We start from the raw sequence: 22143 nt of genomic DNA, 5'->3' as shown, positions 1-22143 counted from the left end.
CTCCTTCTTTCAATTTAGTCCTGTCCCCTATGAATCAGCCAATCTTTGACTGTATTTTTCGATACTGAGTAATGTTGAATTATAAATTCTACAACTTCTTTCGATGTAATGCCATCGCGCAACATGTCAAGGGCCTTTCCCTGCCATATACTTTCATCAAGTGGCGCGGATAGAGCCCTATCTACTATAAGGACAAGTTCTCCACGAACCCCCTCTTCCTCTATACCTTTTAGAAGGAGAGAGAGAGAGGATCTCCGGGCTTCTTGATATATTTTGCTGATTTCCCGAACTAAAGCTGCTGGGCGATCTCCAAAAAATTTTAATATATCTCGCAAATGTTTCTGAGCTTTATGAGGGGAAAGATAGATAATAATAGGGAAAGGATGATCTTTCAAAAGAGCCAGCTCTTTCTGCCTTTCTCCTGCTTTATCTGGTAAAAAACCATAAAAAGTAAAAGGATGAGGCCCTAATCCTGATTGAATAAGGGCTGGAACAAACGCTGTCGGACCTGGCAAAACATCCACCAGTATATTTTCGGACAATGCTGCACGAATCAGAATGGCTCCGGGATCCGAAATGCCAGGCGTGCCTGCATCGGAAACAAGGGCGACTTGTTGCCCTTTACGAAGTCGTTCTAACAGTTGTTCTCCCCTTTTATATTCATTATGGGCATAATAAGAAATCGTAGGGACTCGTATGTGATAATGTTGAAGGAGTATGGCTGTTTTCCGAGTATCCTCACAAGCAATAATATCCGCTTCTCGAAGTACTCGAATGGCCCGGATTGTTATATCTCCTAGGTTTCCTATGGGAGTAGGAACTACAAAAAGAGGCATTATGCCCTCCCTTCCGGCAAACGGTACGCCGCTAATAAATCTGGAGTGAAATGCCCCTGTTCATCATATATGAAAAGGGGCGGTTCTATAGTCACACCAGTCCCGGCAGACCGCACCGCATCCACCAGAATCATAGATGCTTTTTTATCTGGACGGGGATGAACCAGACGAATTCGCTTCGGAAGTATATTATTCTGGGTAAGACTCCACAATAGCTCTGCTGCCCGTTGAGCTCGAAATATCATATAGAGATGACCTCGATTCTTTAAGAGAAACCGAGACGCCCGCACTACATCGAGTAACGAACAATAAAGTCCCTGCCGAGCAGTCGCATCACTGAATGATTTTGTCCATCGGCTCCGCGCTGGTTCGTCGTAAGGGGGGTTAGTGACCACCACGTCAAAAGACTGAGGCACATACATCTTTTTTACTTCCCGAAGATCTCCAAGAGAAAAATGCACACGCTCCTCCAATTCGTTTTCAAGAGCGTTGCGTTTGGCTAAATCAACAAGTTCTTTCTGTATCTCAAGTCCCTCTATACGTACGCTTTGAGGAAGACGAAGGGCCAAAAGCAATGATATGACACCCGTAGCACTCCCTAGTTCAATGAGGTTATCTCTTCTTCTCGCCTGAACAAAAGAGGCTAATAGAATAGTATCCACCGTTACCCGAGGACCATCTACCGGCTGCCACGCTTTTAAGGCCCCATAAAGGACATTATCACAGGTTGCTTTTATTCCTTCCATTCGTCCAGACTCACTCCTATAACTTTTGAAAGGCCAGGTTCCGACATAGTAACACCATAAAGGACATCAGCTCGTTCCATAGTGCTCCTCCGGTGGGTCATAGCCAATATCTGTATATACGCTGCATAATCTGTAACAAGATCTACAAATCGAAGCAAATTATATTCATCCAAAGCGGCATCTACTTCATCCAAAATTGCGAGAGGGACAGCAGCCACTTCCATAGTAGCAAAAAGGAGGGCTATCGCCGATAAAGATTGTTCCCCCCCAGAAAGCTGCGTTAGGTTCTGTAGTTTTTTCCCAGGTGGTCTAGCATAAATATCAACCCCGGCTTCCCATAGGGAGAGGCCCTCTTCCATTTGAAGATGAGCTTCGCCTCCACCAAAGAGTCGTTGGAAAAGAGCATTGAATCGCTTATCGGTATTGACAAGAGCCTCTCCAAACACTTGTCCCACACGCCTGTCTGTATCTTGGATCATTTCCTGCAATTCCTTTATTCCAGCGCGTACATCCTTCATTTGTTCAGAAAGAAAGGCAAGCCGCGCATTGAGAGATTCATGTTCAGAAAGGACGCCGAGATCATACTCTCCCAATTCCCGTAGTTTCTTCTCTAGTCGTTTAACACCCGCTAATCCTTCGTCTCTCAAATCGTCAGGAAGAGAAAGAGGCCCTGGATAGGGGTAGTTTTCTTCCCACAAAGAGGTAATCTGAGTGAGTTCTCCCTCTACGTTGTCAAGCTGCCGACGGCAATCACGTAGCTGTTCTTCACAATTTTGGCGAAACTGTACGGCATCTGCGTGACGCTGTACCAAAAAAGTTATCTTGTTATTTATAACAACCAGGTCGTCTTGCACTCTCTTCTCTTCTTTTAGCGCATTCCCCCGACGAGACCACACATGGTACGACTCTTTTCCAAGAGATTGAAGTCTGTCGAGATTTACCAAAAGATCCCCTGATACCTTCTCCCGTTCCTGTGTCAAATCGAGGAGCGTTCGCTCCATGCGCCGCACCTCCGAATCCATCCGTTCTACAAGGACGTGATGGGCTCGAACTTTTTCCCTCGTTATAGCGGCTTCGGCCTGGGCTGAGGAAAGCTTATGCTCCAGATCTGCTTCATCTGGCAAATCACCAAAATCCAGGATCGTTTTTTCCAGTTCCTCAGAGTGAAGGATTATTTGCTCCGTCAACGTTACATCCTGTTCTGCCTCTTTTTTAAATGCGTCTTCTTCCCTCTTCAAACGTTGCGCTTCTTTGAAGAGGCTGTCTTTCCGGGCTATAAGTATTGACAATTCCTTCTCTATTTCTTGCTCCTGCTCGCAAAGTCCTGTTTTATGAAAAGCAACTTCTTGTTCCCGTTTTTCCGCTTCCCGTAATTCAGAAGAAAAATTTTTAAGAGCAAGACGTTCCTTTTCGAGATGATTGTTCAGTTCATCTATAAGAAGGCGCCGTTCAATAGCACCTCCAGAACGACGGAATTTACCACCGCTCACACTTCCTGCAACAGTAAAGACATCTCCATCAAGAGTCACTATGGGGAAAGAAGCGCCTATACGGGCTAATTGGACACCCACATCATATGATTCTATTATAAGAAGATCTCCAAGGAGGTGCCGCACTGCCGGGTCCCATGGTTCTTTTATAGAGAGCAAGTCTACGGCCCATCCTACAATTCCTTTATCAGAGAGATGAAAATTACGGTCAGGTGTGCGGGGATAACATCGTTCTAGCGGCAAAAAGGTCACACGGCCTGCTTTTCGTTCCTTTACAAGTTCTATGCCTTCGCGAGCCTCCTCCAGAGTTGAAACCAACAACCAGAACTGTCGGCCACCAAGATACGCTTCCAGAGGCGACGCCAATTCACTGGAACACGTAAAAGCATCAGCCACAAGAGTAGCCTTTATATTTAATTTTCCTAGTTTCCCCGCCGCTAATACAACACGAACTGGCTCGGGATAAAGTCGTTGTTCCGTATTTTCATAAAGAGTTTCCAGCTGATTTTCCAGTTGGGTTACATTCTTTTTTGCAAAAGTTACAGAAGAGGCTAACTGCTGGCAAGAGGCGTATGCCTCTGCATGGAGAGCGGAGGTTCCTTCTCTCTGGGCCTGGAGATCCAAAAGCTCGTGTTGCTTATGTTCCGAGTCTTTCATAAGCTCTTGCAACTTTTTTTCTGCCTCATCACGCTCTCGAAGACTCCCTTCCAAGGCAGCTTTTCTAGCCTTAAGACGTGCGTCTATACGATTTTTCTCCATTTCCAAACGAGCCACTTCTTCTCTGCATTTCTGACGTCGTTTTCTTTCCTCATGGAGAGATGTACGCAGTTGGAAAAATTCTTCAGAAATAGATGAAATAACCCCTTCTTTTTCTTTTAGCTCATTACAAAACGAGACATACGCTTTTTTCGTAACTGCAGTTTCGCCTCGTACCTCTTTGAGATTCCCCTCTAATATTTTAGTATCTTCAGCCAGAGAGCATAGTTTTTCGCGAGCTCCCTTAACAGAAAGTCCCACAGCAAAACATTGCCGATGAAGAGAGTCTCTCTGAGAATCCAACGCAATGAGAGTTTCGCCAAGAGATCGGCTATTTTGTTTCAATCCCGCTATTTTCGATTGGTAAAAACGGAGACCATATTCCCATAGAGTTTCCCACTCTATGGCTTGAGCTTTCCGACTATCTACGCTGCTTACATGATGTTGTAAAGATACAATCTCTTTCTCAAGAAAAGTTCTCCGCGAAAAATAATAATCCCGTCGCCGCCCTTCAAGCTCATGGAGAATCCCCCTGGCTTCTTCAGCTATAGATACTAAAGGTAAAATTTCATCTCGACGCATTGTAAGTTCCAAAACAAGAGTTTGGAGCCTCGCTAGCTCATCTGTAGCCGATTTAAGTTTCTGACTGGCGTCCTCTCTTTTTTTTCTATATCGATCAATACCAAAGAGCGCTTCAAGAACTGTACGACGCTGAAGGGGCCTCTGCCGAATGGCTTCAGCTACTTCTCCCTGACCAATAAAGGCAAATTGCTCACCTTCAAGATGCCATTCACGTTTAATCTCATCAAGGTCCTGAAGACGAATACGCACCCCATCAACAGAAAGAGTCGTTCCACTTTCTGGGGAGAACTCTCTTCTAACAGTACAAATCTGAGGATCTTCTCGCAAAGAGAGAAGAACCTCAGTTTCCCCAGCTGAAGGAACACTGGCACTTCCCTGGAAAAGGAGGTCACTCTGTTTGGTAATTCTCAGACGGTTAGGGCTCCCTTCTCCTAAGACCCAGCGCAACCCATCGAGAATATTACTCTTGCCACTGCCATTAGGGCCTACAATAGCAGTGAATCCTGGAGAAAAAAGAAGTTCATGCTCTCCTCCAAAACTTTTAAATCCTTTAAGACGAAGCCGTTCGATAAACACGAATTTTTGCCTCCCACTGCTCCATCTGTTCTACTTTACGCTCCACAAGATCCAACGTTCCTTGAACATCTAACCTGTATTTACTCCAGGCAAACTCCGGAGCTCCGGCAATGAAGATCTTTCGCCCAAACTCTTCCTCCCAAAGAAAAAGATATGTTTCTGCTATATATTGGGCAATAGCTGGATGAGCCTCAAGAAGCATGGCTTCTGATTTATTGGAAAGCGCAACTTTCCGTAAAAAGCGCTTGATATGCATAGCGACGCTATCTTCTTTAAGAACCCAACCATATCCACCACAAAAGGGACAACCTCGGGTCATCACTGAACGGACATCGGGACGAGCCCGTTTCCTGGTAATCTCTACGAGGCCAAGCTGGGAAACTCCAAATATTCTGGCTCGGTATCGATCGCTCTGAAAGACTTCTTCGAGACGCTTAAGAAGCTTTTGTCTATCCTCTTCATATTCCATATCTATAAAGTCGATCACAACAATGCCACCGATAGCTCGGAGCCGAAGCTGGCGAGCTATTTCATCTGCCGCCTCCAGGTTGGTATCAAGGACTGTGTGACGAAGATCCGTATCTCCTACGAATTTCCCTGTATTCACATCTATAACTGTAAGCGCTTCAGTATGGTCTATGATGAGATACGCTCCGGATTTTAACCACACTTTCCTATCGAGGGCCGTCTCTAGGTCTCTCTCTATGCCATAGAAATCAAAAATAGGGGTATTCCCCTGATATAGCTCTACCTCAGGAGCCCTGTCTTCCAAAAGCCTCACAAGGAAATCATTTACTTTTTCATACTCTTCTTCGCTATCAATAATAATCTCACTTACATCTCCAGTAAGCTCGTCGCGAAGAACCCGTCCCACCAGACCTATATCCCGATAAATAAGGCATGGTGCCGACTGTACCTGAGCGTTATGCTTTATTTCCTCCCAAAGATCCTGAAGGTTATGAAGTTCATGCATTAATACCTCTTCATCAACACCTTCTGCCGCCGTACGAATAATAACTCCATATCCATTGCCCTCATCTCTCAGCTTCTTGGCGAGGGCGCGAAGACGTTTTCGCTCCTCTTCGTCTGTAATACGTTTTGAAACCCCCGTCTCCTGCCCCTCAGGAACAAATACGAGGTATCGTCCGGGGAGAGAGATCCTTGCTGTAACTCGAGCTCCTTTATTTTTACGAGCGGCCTTAACAACTTGAACCACTACTTCAATATTCGGTTTAAGGTCGAGTCCCTTGGCATCATTTAAGTAAAGAAAGGCATTTCTACCATCGCCTAGATTTACAAAAGCCGCATGTATTCCAGGCAATACACTATCCACTCTAGCCTTATATACCTCTCCAGTTTTTTGTCGCTCCCACATTCGCTCAATAAAGATATCCACAAGGCGGCCATTTTCAATAATAGCCACTCTCATCTCTTCCGGGTCGACGATGTTGGCCACGATCTTTCTATCAGTCATTGAACTACCCCCTCACCTCTTATAAATTGAGCTGGTAAACGAGGAGGATTCTTTTGAAAAACAAGGGGTTCAAGGTTCCCTTCGTTCCATTTTCCCACAGTGGTCCGTACAAGTTTAACGTCAGCCCACCCTTGTATAAGGCCTACTCGCTCTAACTCCTTTATTAAAGCGCCCGGGCCTAAGCTATAGGGATCAGAAAAAACGCACTCAACAAAAGGGGAACAGAGCGTCCAGTTGAGTAGTTTCTCTGGCAAAAAAGCTTGATCCTCCAGCTGGCGTACTAATTTCGGCAATGAGTTTTCGGAACGAAAACCTATAAGATATCCTGAAGCATTGCAGCTTTTACTAATGGAAGGTCCTTCGTAAATAGCACCACCTGTAATAGTGAAAGCAGATGGAAGAGTTTTATTCCAGCTTTCTAAAAAGTCATCATTCCAATTCCTCACCCAAATGTCAGCAGGTTCCGAAAGAGCTATGATCCCCACCGGAAGCTCTGGACCTAAGCTCACTCTTGGTCTGGGAGAAAATCCTTCTGTAAGGACAAAATCCAAACCTGCCCTTCTTCCTGCTCGATAAAGCGTTTGAGGCATAGAGATATGAGAGATAAAACACCCTCGTCCCCGTTTTGAGTAAGTGATTCTCACCCGGAACATTAGTGAACGCCTCCCTGCGACCATTGACAGCCATAAGACTGCCAACCGCACCCATGACAATGAGACCAGCGACAATCAGGCGTTAAAAGACCTTGTATGGCCTTTTCTCGTTCCCTCCAAAGGAAATCGCGGGATACCCCTGTATCTATATGGTCCCAAGGGAAACCTTCTTTCTCTTCGCGAGATCGCAAATTAAAGGAGCTAGGATCTATTCCTCTCTCCTCAAAAGCCTCGAACCAACGCTGGAGAGAAAAGGTCTCACTCCATCCGTCAAAACGAGCCCCTTTCTCCCATGCTAAAGCAATAACTGAGGCTAAACGCCGATCTCCACGGGCAAAAACACCTTCTAAGAAGCTTTGTTCCGGCTCATGATATTTAAGAGAGATTCTTCGGTTATAGATCTTACTTTTCAAATATTGTCCTTTCTGCCGTAGTTCTTCTATAGAATTTTGAGGTTCCCACTGGAATGGGGTATGGGCTTTCGGGACAAAACCTGCTACAGACACTGCTATATTTGTTCTTCTCTTCCATGATTTCCCGATGGAAAGTGCGTGAAGGGCAATATCCACGATACCATCGAGATCTTGTTCCGTTTCGGTAGGTAACCCCATCATAAAATAGAGCTTCACGCGATCCCATCCATGGCTAAAGGCAGCGTTAAGGGCGTATTCTATATCCTCCTCAGACACTCCTTTATTGATAACATTTCGAAGTCTCTGCGTTCCTGCTTCAGGAGCAAAAGTCAGTCCTCCACGGCGCATGACCTCAAGAGAAGCCGCTAAATCTACAGAAAATCTATCCATTCTGAGACTTGGCAAGCTGACTTTGATCCCTTTACCATTGACTATTGGCTCGATCTTCTGAAGAAGCTCTGTTAAGCCAGAAAAATCACAGGAAGCAAGGGAAATAAGCCCCACCTCTTCCCAACCAGAGGTGTTTGTCAAGTTAGAAACCAAATTCACAATTTCTCCTACCGTCCGTTCCCTCACGGGACGATAAATAATCCCAGCCTGGCAAAAACGGCACCCACGAGAACACCCACGAAAAATTTCGATGGGAACTCGATCATGAACCACATCAGCTGTAGGGACAATAAGTTCCTCTGGATAAAAAGAGCCTCGAAAATCTTCCACTATTTGGCGTTTGATCGGGAGAGACAACGCTGAAGAAAAATGGACAGCATCTCCATCCTGATGGGCATTTACAAGGGACGGAACATAAATTCCTTTTATATGAGCCAACGTCTCAAGACGTTGAGATCGTTTCATCCCCTTCGTTTCAGACAGAACGGTCACCATTTTAGGAAGTAAGGTTTCCCCCGCTCCAAGACAAAAAGCGTCTATGAAAGGAGCGATGGGTTCTGGTGTTAAAGCCCCCGGCCCTCCAGCAAAAATTATTGGGTCTTGTTCTTTTCTTTCCTCTGAGTAGAAAGGAACGCCGCCTAAGTTCAACATGGTTAAAATATTCGTAAAACTCAACTCATATTGAAGAGTAAAACCCACAGCATCAAAAGCAGAAAGAGGTCTATCCGTCTCGATAGACCCCAAGGGGATTTTATGGCTACGCAACAAGTGCTCCATATCCACCCATGGACAATAGGCCCGTTCTACGTCGGCAAGAGGCTGTTTTTTTAGAAGACTATAAAGAATTTGGAATCCTACATAACTCATTCCTATTTCATAAACATCAGGGAATGCAAGGCAAAATCGCACAATATCGCCCTTTTCCCCCTTCTTGGGAGCCACAGGCCCCCACTCGCACCCCGCATATCGAGAGGGGCGTGAAGTCTGGGCCAATAAAGGCCACAGCTCATCATCAAATTCCGGGAATTTCATAAAATTCCTCCCCGCAGAAATCTATTCATAATCTTTAATTGTTGAAAGATATACACTTACAACAAGAGCTACGGCCACTGTCACTGCAAGAAGAGAGCTGCCTCCATAACTTAAAAAAGGGAGGGGAAGCCCCGTTACGGGAAGAAGGCCCATGCTCATCCCTATACTTTCAACAACTTGAAACCATATCCATGCAGAAAGAGCTGCAACGAGAACCTTTCCACGTATATCTTTACATCGAAGTCCTGCATCGATTATCTTCCAAAAGACAAGACAAAAGAGCGTTATGACCAAAAGAGCTCCTATAAATCCAAACTCTTCTGCATAAACGCTAAATATAAAATCCGTATGAGGTTCAGGTAAAAAACGCAATTTGCTCTGGAGACCTTGAAGAAAACCCTTCCCCAGCAGCCCCCCAGATCCAACGGCAATACGTGATTGAATAACGTTATAGCCTGCTCCTAAAGGATCTAAAGCCGGATTTATAAAAACAAGAAGCCTTTTCTTTTGATACTCCTTTAAAAAAAACCATCCTACAGGGAGCAACATCATTCCTAACCCTGAAAGGGTTAAAGTATAACGTTTAGGCGCTCCAGCCACAATAAGAGAAACGAAAACCATGAGACCATATACTATGGTACTCCCTAAATCTGGCTGCACGAATATCAATAGACCTGAAATAGCAGCAATCCCCAATCCACCTATATATCGAGAAGCGGAAGTTGGGGGGTAGCGACAAAGGTGCTTTGAAAGGACAAGAGCCAAAGCTATTTTACCGACTTCAGCAGGTTGTAGGCGCAATGGGCCTACACTCAACCAGCTCTGTGCACCTTTCACCGTAAGCCCCATAAGAAGCACTATCAACAACAAGACTATTGATAACCAATAAAGAGGGTATGCCCAACGAAGTAAACGTCGATACCCTATTTTGACTACTACAAAGAAAACACCAGAAGAAATAAGACCCCAAACAATCTGTCGAAGAGCAAAGCCCCCAGACCTACGACTTACGCTCATTTCAGCACTGTATATTGAAAGAACGCCAAGAACAAAAAGCATAACTACCGAAACCAAAAGCAGTGTATCCGCATGTTCCCAAAACTCTTTAAAAGTTAATTTTTTGTCGTCCATACCCTTTTGTTTATGCTCTTCTCTTAATACGCACAACTGGTATATTTGCTACAAAAGCTACAGAGTGATCCGCTTTATCGAGATCCATTTCGATGTTCTCCGCATCAATTTCCATATATTTGGAAAGGACATCGATCATATCTTTCCGCAGCTCCTCCATTAACATTGGGGAAATATCGGTTCGATCATGAATCAAAACAATTTGAAGCCGCTCTTTTGCAGCTTTCTTTGAGCCTTGCCGGCCAAACAGCTTTTGCAGTATTCCCATCATATCGTCCTCTCTTCCCGGCTACCTAGAAGCCCAACAACTTTTTGAGGCCGGAGAAAAATCCTAATCCTTCCTGGCTCTCTAGCTTCATGAAAGGGACATCATTACCAAGTAGCCTGCTGGCAATATTTCGAAAAGCCTGCGCTGCAGGAGATGAATCTCCATATGTGAGAGGTTCCCCTCTATTTGCAGACTTCACCACACTATCGTCATCAGGAACGATGCCTATCAATTCCACAGCAAGTACATCAAGGACATCTTGTACGTCAAGCATTTCCCCTTCTCGAACCATATTCGCCTTTACGCGGTTTATAACAAGTCGAATAGGATTTTTCCCCATAGATTCAAGGAGGCCGATAATACGATCTGCATCACGAACAGAAGGGACCTCTGGAGTGGTCACTACCAACGCTTCTGTAGCCCCAGCCGCTGCATTTTTAAAGCCACCTTCTATTCCTGCAGGACTATCAAGGAGAATAAAATCAAAATCTTCTTTTTTTAACATGTTACAAAGTTCTATCATTTGCTCAGGATTGACGGCATCTTTGGTACGAGTCTGAGCAGCAGGAAGAAGGAAGAGATTATCAACTCTCTTATCCCGAATAAGAGCTTGAGGGAGACGACAAGTTCCTTCTATCACATCAATAAAATTATAAACAACTCTATTTTCCAAGCCCATGACAACATCGAGATTCCTGAGCCCGATATCAGCGTCGACTGCTACTACTTTATAGCCCTCCTTCGCCAGCGCAAAAGAGACATTAGCCGTAGTTGTTGTTTTGCCAACACCGCCTTTCCCTGACGTTACAACAATAACACGAGGCTCCACGGGGATCCCTCCATTCCGAAAGTGAGTTATATCTTTAATTCCCGCACAAATAACGAGTCTTTTTCTAATGAAACTAGTACTGAGCGTCCCCACCATTCCATTGAACTATCCAGATAACTCCCAACTTTATGACCGAGACGCACCTGCTTCGCCTGAAAATCTCCTACAATTATACTTTGCCCTTCATCGCCATCGCTACCTGCATGAGCAAGGCCTTTTAATCGTCCCCATATACAAATATTTCCAGATGCAATAACTTCTGCACCATCATTGACATGCCCTATGATAATTACATCTCCGCCATGCTCTATTCTCTGACCGGATCGAAGAGAACGCACCAAGAAAAGAGTATCACAATTTTTCCCTTTTCGTGGAAAGAAATCTTTTGTCGGCTCTCCTATAGATATTCCTACGGAACGCAAAAGATTCTGGCTCTCAACGTCATATGTAATCCACGATGAGACCACTACTTTTCGCGCCCAAATAAAGTCCGTAACGATTTTCCCGACAAGACTCTGACTAAGCTTGCGCCCCTGGAAATCAAGAATAACCTGTAACCCCAGTAAGGCGCCGGCTTCTTTAGAGATTCTTTCCAGCTCTAACATAATCTCTTCTTCAGCTAGTTCCTCTGGAATAAAAAGACGCAGACCTCCTCCTGTCCCTTTAAGTTGTATCGGCGTATGAAAAGTCTCCATGGCCCCCTCCTCCTTTATTGTCGAGGTATGCTCTGAGACTGGCGTTCTACAAGATAAGCCAAAAGTTCCCCCGATATGGGGGCTGCTACAGAACTACCATGTTCTCCTGCTTCTACAACAACAGCCACCACATACTGAGGTTTATCCGCAGGAGCATACCCTACAAAAAGGGCATGATCTGCCCCATGGGCATTTTGAGCTGTTCCAGTTTTACCTGCTACTGACACACTAAAAGTACCAGCCCGCCAACCAGTTCCACGCTTCACAACATCTTGTAATCCATCGTTGACCAGCTTCAAATAGCTACTCGAAATCTGTAAATCTTTAGGAACTACAGCGCTTTTTTCATTTAAATATGGGGTTACGAGCTTCCCTCTATTAGCAAAAACAGCGTACATTCTAGCAAGCTGGATGGGGGTCATAAGCAAATATCCTTGTCCAATAGAATAATTTACAGTATCTCCCTTGTACCACGACTCTTTCACGACCGCTTCTTTCCACTCACGTCCAGCTCTGTTTCCAGAAAGCTCGCCAGGAATGTCTATTCCGGTAAGTTCCCCCACTCCAAGCTTTTGCCCCCACTTGGTAAGGTTGTCAATCCCAACTTTTATGCCTACCTGATAAAAAAATATATCGCAAGAATTTTTCAATGCTTCCTTCATATTCAAAGTTCCATGTCCTGTTCGTTTCCAACATCGGAACGTGCGACGCCCCAACTGAAAAGCTCCTCCACAGAAGTAAGCAGTTTTAGCGGTTATCTCTCCTTCAGAAAGAGCTGCCAGCGCAACTAATGATTTAAAAGTAGACGCAGGCGGATAAACCCCTGCAATAGATCTATCCATCATCGGTCGTTCTGGGTCGTTGAGAAGAGATTTCCATTCTCGAGCCGAAACTCCCCAAGCCAATGGATTGTTATCGTATGAGGGGGCAGTGTAAAGAACGAGCACTGCTCCAGTATGAACATCAAGAGCAACTACCGCACCTCGTAATCCTTTCATAAGGTCAGAAGCCAACCGTTGTGCACCAAGGTCTAAGGTCAGATAGAGGTTTTCCCCCTTTTGTGGAGGCCTGAAATCTATCTCCTGAATCCGCCTTCCTCGAGCATCTACCTCTATCGCTTCCACTCCAGGAGAACCACGAAGTATATTTTCATATGTATATTCTATGCCAGACTTACCAACCAAATCTCCACCAACATAATCTCCTTCTCGTTTTACACGGAGTTCTTCTTCACTTATTTCACTTACATACCCTGTCACATTTGCTGTGAGAGCTCCGGAAGGATAGGTCCTACGCCATACTGGAACTGGAAAAAGTTGAGAAGGGAATTCCGGATCCGCCAAAAGTTCAGCCATTTGAGTTAAGGTAAGATTTGAAACAATGCGTACAACTCTATAAGGAGCCCAATATTGTCGCTTCACAGCAGCAGTAATTTCTTCTGGCAAAAGAGGAATCCCATGTTTACGAAAAATAGCTGAAGTACACATAGCTAAATTCTCATTTTCAAAATCAAGGGGATATCCCATAATATCGAATGTACGTATGTTTATAGCGAGAGGAGCTCCATTTCTATCGAAAATATTCCCTCGCGATGGGGCTAGTCGAATAAATCGAAGTCTATTTCCTGCCGCAAGCTTTACATAGGTGTCTGCGTGAATGATCTGAAAAAAATAAAGAGCTACCACCAATCCACCCATGACGCAGAGCATTACGACTCTCCAGATACGGAGCCTCTTATCGATGTCACCACGAACATTAGACATCGTCTTGATTCATCCTCCATACATATAAAAGACAGGCTAACATTACCATCGGGATAAGAACCGCCTGTTGTACCACAAAAGTTTTCAATATCTCTTGTTCTCGAAGCCCCCACATAAGAAGCCGAATAAAAGTTATAAGCAAATGTCCACTCCAAAGGAGCAAGCCAAAGACGGGTACTGTTCGGCCAGGGGATGGAAGAGAAAACCATACCCAGCGCACTATCAAAACTGAAAACACATAAACACCAGAAGAAAGACCTGGAACACCTGGCCATCGAAGATCCCATAAAAGTCCTCCAATAAAGCCGACCCAAAAAGACAATACTCCTTTTTCTTCGTCTACAAGAACAATATAGAGAAGTGCAAGAAGAAATATCTCTGGAACCAGAAAATGTCCCGAAGAAAAAACTCGAAGGAAATCTTGGATATACCACGATATGAAATAGGTCATCACGGTTTTTTCTTCTCCTCTGTTAGTATTTCCACAGTGTAAAGACGAACAAAATCTCCCCCTGGCTGTATTTTATAAGCATCTACATCTCCTGAAAGGCGTCTCGTCTCACCTGTAACCATTCCTATGGGAAGACCTGGGGGCAGACTCTCACTGACAAGAGCAGTACTCACTGTCATTCCTTTTTCAATAAAACGACCTTCAGGAACATATTGAAGCCAAACACTCCCCTGCCCATCTCCTGTCACTACTCCTAGATCACGAGTTTGATCTACAACTACAGGGATAAGAAGAGAAGGAGAAGTAATAAGGTCCCCCCAAGAGTACCCTGATTCAACTCTGGAAAGACGTCCTATAAGATAACCATCTTGGAGCATTGGAAGCCCTGGTTTTAACCCATTTTCTTGTCCTTTGTTCAACCGAATTTCTGTCCACCAGTTCTCTGGGGATCGCAATGTTACTCTCGTATTTACTATTGAGGAGTCTAACACAATAATTTCTTCTGCAACCTTACGTTGACCAGCCGCAACCTTTAATAACCAGTTTTCTCGAGAAAGAGATTGAATTTGGGAAATAAGAGACGCTCGCTCTGTAAACCAGAGGGAGAGCTTTCTAAAAGTAGCATTTAAGAAAACCGCCGGGTATTCAGGATAATAGAGAAACTTACCCACCGCGTCTGCTGGAATTCTGTATACCTCTCCTGCACGAGGGGCAAAAGCCAAAAGCAAGAGGCTTATAGCAATAGCTATTAATCCATGAATTAATTCCCCACTAAAGTTGTTACCTTTTAGAGGCCTCCGCATAGTCAAAGCTCCTAAAAAGAGCTATTGAGCTCCTTTTTCTACAGAGAGAAGAACCTTCTTCATATCATCAAGATTTTCAAGAATTTTCCCCACTCCACGTGCAACAGCAAATAAAGGGTCTTCCGCTACAATAACTGGCGTACTAAGAGACCTGGAGAGTCTTTGAGATAACCCTCTCAGCAAAGAAATTCCACCTGACAAAATAATGCCTTGGTCTACTATATCTTTAGATAACTCTGGCGGTGTCTGTTCTAATGCAACTTTAACCATATCTTCAATTCGACGAACGATGGGTTCAAGCGCTTCGCGTACCTCAGAAGAAGTCACTGCATCTGCTTTGGGAAGACCGTCAGCTAGATCCCGGCCCTTCACAGCCATCTCTAACTCGCTCTCCAACGGAAGAGCTGAGCCTATCTCGATTTTTACTTCTTCAGCAGTAGTCTCGCCAATAAGAAGAGCATATTTTTGACGAAGCATGGCAATAATAGCCTCATCCATATCTCTCCCCGCCGTACGAAGAGAGTTCGTCACCACTATTCCACCTAAAGAGAGAACCGCTACTTCGCTCGTTCCTCCGCCTATGTCGAGAATCATACTTCCTCGAGGTTCTTTTATAGGAAGCCCCACACCAAGAGCTGCGGCAACAGGCTCATCCACAACGTAGGCTTCTCGGGCTCCAGCACCTAACGTTGCATCTATTACAGCTTTTCTCTCTACCTCTGTTACTTCCGCTGGAACGGAAATAACGACCCGAGGGTGGGAGAGGACCATATTCCCACCCGTTGCTTTTCTAAGGCAATGGCGAATAAGTTCTTCCGTCATTTCAAAATTGGCGATGACACCATCCTGCATAGGCCAAATGGTATATACGCCAGTAGGAGTCTTCCCGGCCATAGCTTTTGCTTCGCCACCTACAGCTATGACTTCAATATTACCGCCACCCTTCGTCTTTTTACGAATGGCAACAGCAGAAGGTTCGTTGATAACAATACCTTTCCCTTTCACATATACAACGATATTGGCAGTTCCTAGGTCAATGCCCACATCGGTACCAAACACGCCCGAAAGAAATCTAAACACTTGTACACTCCCCACCTTCATACGGTATGCCTTGAGGGGACTTTTACGAATTCCCCTCCCACTGCTATAAAATGCCCCACTAAATGAATACTAAGCAGTTCTAGTTGTTGTTCCACATATTCTGTTAAAAGAATATCTTCTCGACTTGGCTTTAGAACTCCACCGGGATGATTATGCACCATAACCATCCCTTTTGCATTAAGCCGTACGGCCTGTCGAAATAAATACTTTACATCAAGAAAGGCTCCGTCAATTCCTCCATATGATACTCTTTCCTGGGAAATCACGCCTCCTTTTCCATCAAGAAAAAGAGAAATTATGAACTCCCTATACTCTCCTGAAAGAGCATGGCATAGAAGATGAAGGCCTTTCTCCCACTCTTTACGTTCCTGAGAGGCTTCCACATCACAAGCTAATAACCTTTTCGCAAGCTCAAAAGCTGCTATAAGGACTGCTACTTTAGCTCGTCCCATTCCCTGGATTTTAAGGAGCTCCGAAACAGAAGCACGAGATAGCCCCTTAATATCTCCAAAAACATGGAGGAGTTCCGCTGAAAGTTCTAAGACATCTTTCCCCCCACTGCCTGTGCGAAGCAATACTGCTAAAATTTCAACATGAGAAAGAGCCGACACACCCTTTCGGAAAAGTCTTTCTCGGGGACGTTCCGATGGTGGCAAATATTTTAACTTCACTCCTACTGTAACCCTTCCGGCCAGAAAGGATTTGCTTCCCGTTCCTGCCCTATCGTTGTTTCTGGACCATGGCCAGGAAGAACTAACATTCCATCAGGCAACGTCACAAGTTTCTTAAGGGAAGAGGCTAACTGTCTCCCATCTCCTCCCGGTAAATCTGTTCGCCCTACACTTCGGGCAAAAAGAGTATCTCCTGATACTAGAAGCTGCTCTTCACCTAAAGAGATGAGATAACACACGCTCCCTGGCGTATGGCCTGGGGTGGCTATTACTTTTACTATAAACTCTCCAATGTTAAGCTCATCTTCATCACTTAAAAGTTTTGCAGGTTCCCAGCCAGGAAAATCAAGGCCCATCCAATGGGAAAGATTTAAATCTGGGTCTCGTAACAATTCAGAGTCGTTCTTAGAAAGGGCAACTCCGAGAGAAGCCAGTGGTGCCAGCTCTGGAATACCTCCAATATGGTCAATGTGCGCATGAGTTAAAAGGATCCATTCAAGTCGTATTGAATGTTCGTCTAAGAAGGTCAATACATCGGCAGGATCCCCACCTGGATCGACAAAAAAGCCCTTCCCCTGACTATCGTAGAAAAGATATCCATTCGTCCATAAAGGGCCGAGGGGAAATCGTTTATATTCCATTTACGCTCCCTCCGGTGTATCAATAATAAGGGTAACTGGCCCATCATTAACGAGATGAACCATCATATGCGCCTGGAAAACACCTGTTTGTAACGGCACATTTTTTTCTTGCGCCAGTGCTATAAATTTTTCATAAAGTCTCTTCGCCAGTTCCGGATTCGCCGCATCTACAAAAGAAGGTCGTCTTCCTTTTCGGCAATTCCCATATAAAGTAAACTGAGATACAACAAGAAGCTCCCCGCCAATATCAAGAAGGGATCGATTGAGTTTCTCTTCTTCATCTTCAAAAATTCTCAAGTGAATAATTTTATCTACAAGCCACTCTGCATCAACGTCACTATCAGTTCCAGTTACTCCCAGCAAAACAAGGAGCCCCTTATCAATAGCCCCAACTTGCTGGTCCTCTACAGTTACAAAAGCCGATGAGACTCTCTGTACGATTGCTCTCACTTTTCTGTCACCCCCGCTTTACTTCTATAACATTTTTTACCCCATTCAGCTTGGCAACAACGGCATAAAGATGTTCTACGTCACGAACTCGTATCTCTATTTTCATTCGAGCGAGGGTCCCGCCTACTACATGGGCTTTTATACCCACAATACTCCCGTCACAAGCCATTATGGCTTGTCCCACATCAGTAAAAAGCCCAGCACGATCCATTCCCTCTAATTTAAGTCGCGTCGTATAACGATTCCCTAACGTTCCCGCTCCCCACGACACCTGGATGAGCCGAGATTCGCTCGCATCACTCAAATTAGGGCAATCCTTTCGATGAACGGTAATTCCTCGTGTTCGAGTAGAGTACCCTACAATTTCGTCTCCCGGAACAGGCAAACAACAATTCGCTATCACAACTTGTACTCCCTCTGCCCCTTCCACAATAATATCGGAGTCTGTCTTTTTTATACCCGTTAAAGGTTCCTCTGGGATTTCTAAAAGAGGAGCTTGTGCTTTGCCTAATAATTTTTGAATGACAGTAGACACATTCAAAGAGCCACTCCCCAAAGCCACTAAAATATCTTCTCCATTCGCATGCCCAATGTCTCGAGATATTTTATTCAGGCGAGGGATAATATCTCCTAATACAGGACTTATCTCTTCTACTGCCCTACGTTTCAACTCTCGCTCCAGAAGTTCGTGCCCTCGTTGCATCTTCTCTTGCTTTTCTACTTTCTCCTGTTGACGGAAAAAAGACCGGATTTTACTTTTAGCCTTACCACTCCTGGCCATTTTCAACCAGTCTCGAGAAGGGACACCTTGAGGAGATGTAATAATTTTAACAATATCGCCATTTCTTAATTCGTAAGAAAGAGAAACAATCCTATTATTAACCATAGCGCCTACACATCGGTTTCCTACTTGCGTATGAATAGCGTAAGCAAAATCAATAGGGGAAGACCCCTTGGGCAAAGAAACTACTTTCCCTTGAGGCGTAAAAACAAAAACATCTGACGTGAGAACATCCTCTTTGAGTCGTTCAAGAAATTCAGAAGGTCCCCCCTCATGATCTCCCTCTAAAGCTTGTCGAATCCATGTAAGGCGAGCATCCAATTCATCCAGTCCTACACTTCCCTCTTTATACCGCCAATGAGCAGCAATACCATATTCCGCAAGGCTATTCATTTCGTCTGTTCTTATTTGAACTTCCAGAGGCTCCCCAGTAGGCCCTACAACAGTGGTGTGAAGAGACTGATACATATTCGACTTAGGGTTGGCGATATAATCATCAAACTGGCCAGGAATGGGTTTCCATATAGTATGGACTATTCCCAATACCGTATAGCAAGAAGCCACATCATCTACAATAACTCTTAGAGCAAGAAGATCATAAAGTTGCTCTACAGAAAGTTTTTTCCTGTTCATTTTTTCATAAATACTATAAAAGTGTTTGGCTCTTCCCTTCACTTTAAAGTGGATACTCTCTTGTTTAAGCCGTTCTTGCAATATTTCGATGGCTTTCTTAATAATATCTTCTCGTTCCGGCAATTTTTTACGAACTCGCCGTCGAATTTCATAATACATATCAGGATCTGCATACTTAAAAGCTAGGTCTTCCAATCCTCTCTTCACTTGATAGATTCCCAAGCGATGAGCGAGAGGAGCATATATCTCTAATGTTTCGCGAGCTATTCGAAGCTGTTTGTCTCGACGCAAAGCCCCAAGAGTCCTCATGTTATGCAACCTATCTGCTAACTTAATGAGAACTACACGAATATCTTTGGCCATGACAAGAAACATTTTTCTCAGATTTTCTGCTTGATAGTCTTCAAAAGACTTGAAGGGGAGTTTCCCTAATTTTGTTACGCCATCCACGAGTGTGAGCACTTCACTACCGAAGCTACTTTCTATTTTCTCTGCAGAAAGGGCTGTATCTTCAAGAACATCATGAAGTAATGCGGCCTGGAGGGTTACCAGATCAAGCTGCATGTCGGCTAAAATCGACGCGACGTTGATGCTATGAACAATATAAGGATCCCCTGTGGATCTCTTCTGCTCTCCATGAGCCTCTGCGGCTACCACCAGGGCTTCACCGACTTTTTTCAGCTCATCTTTTGTAAAATAGCAACTCACCTTTGACCACAATTCATGCCAAGCAAATTTAACGGAAATAGTTCTCTCTGATTCTGGAACCCGACCAATATAACTATCCCGAAGTTTCCCAAGACTTTTTCTGTCAAGGCCGAGGTTTTTAAGATGCCGTTCCTGTTCTTTGGGATCAAAAGGATCTATTTCATATTCTAATGAATCTGTATGTATCTCTACCATGGCTTGATACCTTCCAAATTAAGGCTCGATAATAACGTAATCGAGCATAAACTGAAGTCGAAGCTGTCCTCGCCAATAATCGAACCGAGGATGATAAACCCAGCCAGCAATATTCGAAGAGGCAATAGAATTAAGAACATGAACCCCGTTGAAAGCCACAAGGGAATCTTCGCCACATTGTATTTTTAAATGGGTTCCTGTTTTCCCCAAAGGTAAGATTTTCTCATCTTCACTCTTTTCACAAAATAACAAGGGGTACGGATTCCCAATCCCAAAGGGACCAAGGTCTGCAACAGACTGCCATGTTTTCATATTAATCTGAGAGGGGTGGATGTTAATAGCTGAAATTTCAGGCTCCTCGCACTCTACATTGGAGAGCATGCGTTCGAGATCTATCTCTATGTCTTGCCAGTTTTCTTTAGAGACAGAAAACCCTGCCGCCAGTTTATGCCCTCCCCAAGCTTCGAGACGATCTGAAATACAATCAAGTACCTGTACTGCATTTCCTCCAGCAGGCATACGTAATGTCCCTCGTATCCAATTTCGAACAGGTGCTGCTAGCACAACTGGAACATTTCGCTCAGAACAAAGTCGGCTTGCAACTCCACTTAAGACTCCAATAGGCCACGACTCTTGAAAAAGGACATGGCGATCTTTCTCTTCTGCTACCTTAGAAGCTTCACGAGTGATTCGGCTGGAAAGGTTTTGCCTTTTCCTATTTAAAGAAACTAGTTCTTCTACATTCTGAACGCCAGGCTCCTCCCCGACAAGCACTTTCACAGCTAAATCAGCAAAAGAAAGACGCCCAGCAGCATTTAGGCAAGGGATCACCTTCATAGCGAGCTGTTCTTCATTTAAATAATAAGGAGCAAGACCCAAACGACTGAAAAGATGTCGAAGCCCCTGGCGCGGTGTAGAGCGCATTACATCCAGACCTTCCTTGACAAGGGAACGATTAAGCATTTCTAAAGGAACACAGTCAGCGATTGTAGCGAGAGCTACGAGATCAAGCCGTTCATAAAGCCACTTTTTGGGCATAATATCAAAAAGAAAAGCCCAGAGCCAAAGCACAGAAGTGGCACAAAGCCGTCGAGTCTCCATATCACCATCAATTTGAGGATTGACCACATAGGGGTCTGAAATGTCTTCTCTATCTGGAAGGTGGTGATCAAAAACAAAGACATTGAGACCTAAAGATCTGGCCTCAGCCAAGAGGGACGTATCCTTTGTTCCACAATCAACGACCATCAGGGTATTACACCCAGCCTCGACAAGCTGAAGGAGAGCCTGACGATGAAGCCCATAGCCTTCAAGATGACGATGAGGGATATAAAAACGCACCCCCTGCGCACGGGAACAACAAATTTCCATAGCCAAAGTAGTAGACGCAACACCGTCTACGTCGTAATCACCATACACCACTACATTGCCTAAAGAAGGTAAACGATGCCACATTCGAGCTGCTTCTTCAGCAGAAGCTCCCAAATAACATTGAGGGAGCAAGAAATCAAGGCTCGGACAGAGCCAGGCCCGAGCCTTGTCTATATTATGGGGGGAAACTCGCCCCTGCAACTCTAAAACAGCCGCAACAAGAGGTGGACAATCAAGCTGTTCAGCAATATAACGAGTGGAGTCTGACGGAACTATTATGTTAAGTTTCGATTGTAAACAAAAAGAAGTCACTGCTGTTCATTTTCCTCTCTTGGTTTGATTTCTTTATCCTGCTCTTGAGGTTCGCTCTCTATCAACTGGATTACTTCTTCTTTCGTAGAAGGATGGGAAGTGGCATTTAAAGCATTTAGAAGAGAAGTTCGCTCATCTTCTAGCTTTTTTACCTGTTCTTCCAGCTCCCGGGTCTTCTTTTTATATTTACCACGGGATTCAAAGGCCGCGGACAGCGAAACTAGCCACATGAGGACACAACCTCCTGCAAAAACGGCAACTTCCCAGATTCCCTGGGGAACTTGTCGTGTCCATATTAGAAATTTGACCGCCACTTCGCCCGTATTTTGAAAGGCATATATCGCAGATAAAAGCATGGCCAGTCCTATAGCCAACGCATAGCTTCTCATGTG

At 44.5% G+C, this 22143-nt stretch carries 20 protein-coding genes; all 20 read right to left on the bottom strand.

Features of this window, described 5'->3' with window-relative positions:
• Positions 1-14 precede the first annotated feature (14 nt).
• Genes rsmI through B4J50_RS07415 form a run of 20 tightly spaced genes read right to left on the bottom strand, consistent with a single transcriptional unit; the run spans position 15 to position 22140 of the window.
• Positions 15-836, bottom strand: coding sequence for a 16S rRNA (cytidine(1402)-2'-O)-methyltransferase (gene rsmI / locus B4J50_RS07510; RefSeq protein ID WP_286845848.1), 822 nt, complete (start codon positions 834-836; stop codon positions 15-17).
• Positions 836-1582 (bottom strand): tRNA1(Val) (adenine(37)-N6)-methyltransferase, encoded by a 747-nt coding sequence (locus tag B4J50_RS07505; protein ID WP_286845850.1) that lies wholly within the window; start codon positions 1580-1582, stop codon positions 836-838. The genes rsmI and B4J50_RS07505 overlap by 1 nt, the downstream gene beginning before the upstream one ends.
• A complete protein-coding gene (smc, locus tag B4J50_RS07500) occupies positions 1570-4986 on the bottom strand; it encodes a chromosome segregation protein SMC (RefSeq protein ID WP_286845852.1) in 3417 nt (1138 codons plus the stop codon). The genes B4J50_RS07505 and smc overlap by 13 nt, the downstream gene beginning before the upstream one ends.
• On the bottom strand, positions 4961-6460 hold the full coding sequence (locus tag B4J50_RS07495; protein ID WP_286845853.1) for an Rne/Rng family ribonuclease: 1500 nt from the start codon (positions 6458-6460) through the stop codon (positions 4961-4963). Before B4J50_RS07495 ends, smc begins: the two co-directional genes overlap by 26 nt.
• A complete protein-coding gene (locus B4J50_RS07490; protein WP_286845855.1) occupies positions 6457-7113 on the bottom strand; it encodes a TIGR03936 family radical SAM-associated protein in 657 nt (218 codons plus the stop codon). Before B4J50_RS07490 ends, B4J50_RS07495 begins: the two co-directional genes overlap by 4 nt.
• A complete protein-coding gene (locus B4J50_RS07485) occupies positions 7113-8948 on the bottom strand; it encodes a TIGR03960 family B12-binding radical SAM protein (RefSeq protein WP_286845857.1) in 1836 nt (611 codons plus the stop codon). The genes B4J50_RS07490 and B4J50_RS07485 overlap by 1 nt, the downstream gene beginning before the upstream one ends.
• Before the next feature lie 21 nt (positions 8949-8969).
• On the bottom strand, positions 8970-10079 hold the full coding sequence (gene rodA, locus B4J50_RS07480) for a rod shape-determining protein RodA (protein WP_286845859.1): 1110 nt from the start codon (positions 10077-10079) through the stop codon (positions 8970-8972).
• 10 nt (positions 10080-10089) lie between these two features.
• On the bottom strand, positions 10090-10347 hold the full coding sequence (minE, locus tag B4J50_RS07475; RefSeq protein WP_034326862.1) for a cell division topological specificity factor MinE: 258 nt from the start codon (positions 10345-10347) through the stop codon (positions 10090-10092).
• A gap of 25 nt (positions 10348-10372) precedes the next feature.
• Complete coding sequence (gene minD, locus B4J50_RS07470; RefSeq protein WP_024822590.1) at positions 10373-11176, bottom strand: septum site-determining protein MinD; 804 nt, start codon at positions 11174-11176, stop codon at positions 10373-10375.
• 26 nt (positions 11177-11202) lie between these two features.
• The gene (minC, locus tag B4J50_RS07465) at positions 11203-11871 is read right to left on the bottom strand and encodes a septum site-determining protein MinC (protein WP_286845861.1); all 669 of its coding nucleotides are present in this window, start codon (positions 11869-11871) and stop codon (positions 11203-11205) included.
• A gap of 14 nt (positions 11872-11885) precedes the next feature.
• Positions 11886-13634 carry a penicillin-binding protein 2 gene (mrdA, locus tag B4J50_RS07460; RefSeq protein ID WP_286845864.1) on the bottom strand — a complete coding sequence of 583 codons (1749 nt, stop codon included), beginning with the start codon at positions 13632-13634 and terminating at the stop codon, positions 11886-11888.
• Positions 13627-14088, bottom strand: coding sequence for a hypothetical protein (locus tag B4J50_RS07455; RefSeq protein ID WP_286954047.1), 462 nt, complete (start codon positions 14086-14088; stop codon positions 13627-13629). Before B4J50_RS07455 ends, mrdA begins: the two co-directional genes overlap by 8 nt.
• Positions 14085-14888 carry a rod shape-determining protein MreC gene (gene mreC / locus B4J50_RS07450; protein ID WP_286845868.1) on the bottom strand — a complete coding sequence of 268 codons (804 nt, stop codon included), beginning with the start codon at positions 14886-14888 and terminating at the stop codon, positions 14085-14087. The genes B4J50_RS07455 and mreC overlap by 4 nt, the downstream gene beginning before the upstream one ends.
• 21 nt (positions 14889-14909) lie before the next feature.
• On the bottom strand, positions 14910-15989 hold the full coding sequence (locus B4J50_RS07445; protein WP_051461145.1) for a rod shape-determining protein: 1080 nt from the start codon (positions 15987-15989) through the stop codon (positions 14910-14912).
• Positions 15986-16660, bottom strand: a complete 675-nt coding sequence (radC, locus tag B4J50_RS07440) for a RadC family protein (RefSeq protein ID WP_286845871.1) — start codon at positions 16658-16660, stop codon at positions 15986-15988. The genes B4J50_RS07445 and radC overlap by 4 nt, the downstream gene beginning before the upstream one ends.
• Positions 16661-16662: 2 nt before the next feature.
• A complete protein-coding gene (locus B4J50_RS07435; protein WP_286845873.1) occupies positions 16663-17301 on the bottom strand; it encodes an MBL fold metallo-hydrolase in 639 nt (212 codons plus the stop codon).
• On the bottom strand, positions 17302-17751 hold the full coding sequence (gene dtd / locus B4J50_RS07430; RefSeq protein ID WP_286845875.1) for a D-aminoacyl-tRNA deacylase: 450 nt from the start codon (positions 17749-17751) through the stop codon (positions 17302-17304). It abuts the gene before it with no gap.
• 7 nt (positions 17752-17758) lie between these two features.
• A complete protein-coding gene (locus B4J50_RS07425) occupies positions 17759-20068 on the bottom strand; it encodes a RelA/SpoT family protein (RefSeq protein ID WP_286845877.1) in 2310 nt (769 codons plus the stop codon).
• Positions 20069-20086: 18 nt separating this feature from the next.
• Positions 20087-21751 (bottom strand): single-stranded-DNA-specific exonuclease RecJ, encoded by a 1665-nt coding sequence (locus B4J50_RS07420; protein WP_286845879.1) that lies wholly within the window; start codon positions 21749-21751, stop codon positions 20087-20089.
• Positions 21748-22140 (bottom strand): LapA family protein, encoded by a 393-nt coding sequence (locus tag B4J50_RS07415; RefSeq protein WP_286845880.1) that lies wholly within the window; start codon positions 22138-22140, stop codon positions 21748-21750. Before B4J50_RS07415 ends, B4J50_RS07420 begins: the two co-directional genes overlap by 4 nt.
• Positions 22141-22143 lie beyond the last annotated feature (3 nt).

Source organism: Aminobacterium sp. UBA4908, from assembly GCF_002398115.1.
GTDB lineage: Bacteria > Synergistota > Synergistia > Synergistales > Aminobacteriaceae > Aminobacterium > Aminobacterium mobile.
Note: the sequence above shows the minus strand (reverse complement) of the source record. Positions and strands in the feature narration are given on the sequence as shown.

What these genes read in the sequence shown, in the direction of transcription:
- mreC (WP_286845868.1), bottom strand. Translation starts at nt 14,888, where the DNA reads ATGCGGAGGCCTCTAAAAGGTAACAACTTTAGTGGGGAATTAATTCAT.
- mrdA (WP_286845864.1), bottom strand. Translation starts at nt 13,634, where the DNA reads ATGTCTAATGTTCGTGGTGACATCGATAAGAGGCTCCGTATCTGGAGA.
- rsmI (WP_286845848.1), bottom strand. Translation starts at nt 836, where the DNA reads ATGCCTCTTTTTGTAGTTCCTACTCCCATAGGAAACCTAGGAGATATA.
- B4J50_RS07490 (WP_286845855.1), bottom strand. Translation starts at nt 7,113, where the DNA reads ATGTTCCGGGTGAGAATCACTTACTCAAAACGGGGACGAGGGTGTTTT.
- rodA (WP_286845859.1), bottom strand. Translation starts at nt 10,079, where the DNA reads ATGGACGACAAAAAATTAACTTTTAAAGAGTTTTGGGAACATGCGGAT.
- B4J50_RS07435 (WP_286845873.1), bottom strand. Translation starts at nt 17,301, where the DNA reads ATGGAATATAAACGATTTCCCCTCGGCCCTTTATGGACGAATGGATAT.
- minE (WP_034326862.1), bottom strand. Translation starts at nt 10,347, where the DNA reads ATGGGAATACTGCAAAAGCTGTTTGGCCGGCAAGGCTCAAAGAAAGCT.
- B4J50_RS07445 (WP_051461145.1), bottom strand. Translation starts at nt 15,989, where the DNA reads ATGAAGGTGGGGAGTGTACAAGTGTTTAGATTTCTTTCGGGCGTGTTT.
- B4J50_RS07425 (WP_286845877.1), bottom strand. Translation starts at nt 20,068, where the DNA reads ATGGTAGAGATACATACAGATTCATTAGAATATGAAATAGATCCTTTT.
- minC (WP_286845861.1), bottom strand. Translation starts at nt 11,871, where the DNA reads ATGGAGACTTTTCATACGCCGATACAACTTAAAGGGACAGGAGGAGGT.
- B4J50_RS07495 (WP_286845853.1), bottom strand. Translation starts at nt 6,460, where the DNA reads ATGACTGATAGAAAGATCGTGGCCAACATCGTCGACCCGGAAGAGATG.
- B4J50_RS07505 (WP_286845850.1), bottom strand. Translation starts at nt 1,582, where the DNA reads ATGGAAGGAATAAAAGCAACCTGTGATAATGTCCTTTATGGGGCCTTA.
- B4J50_RS07415 (WP_286845880.1), bottom strand. Translation starts at nt 22,140, where the DNA reads ATGAGAAGCTATGCGTTGGCTATAGGACTGGCCATGCTTTTATCTGCG.
- B4J50_RS07485 (WP_286845857.1), bottom strand. Translation starts at nt 8,948, where the DNA reads ATGAAATTCCCGGAATTTGATGATGAGCTGTGGCCTTTATTGGCCCAG.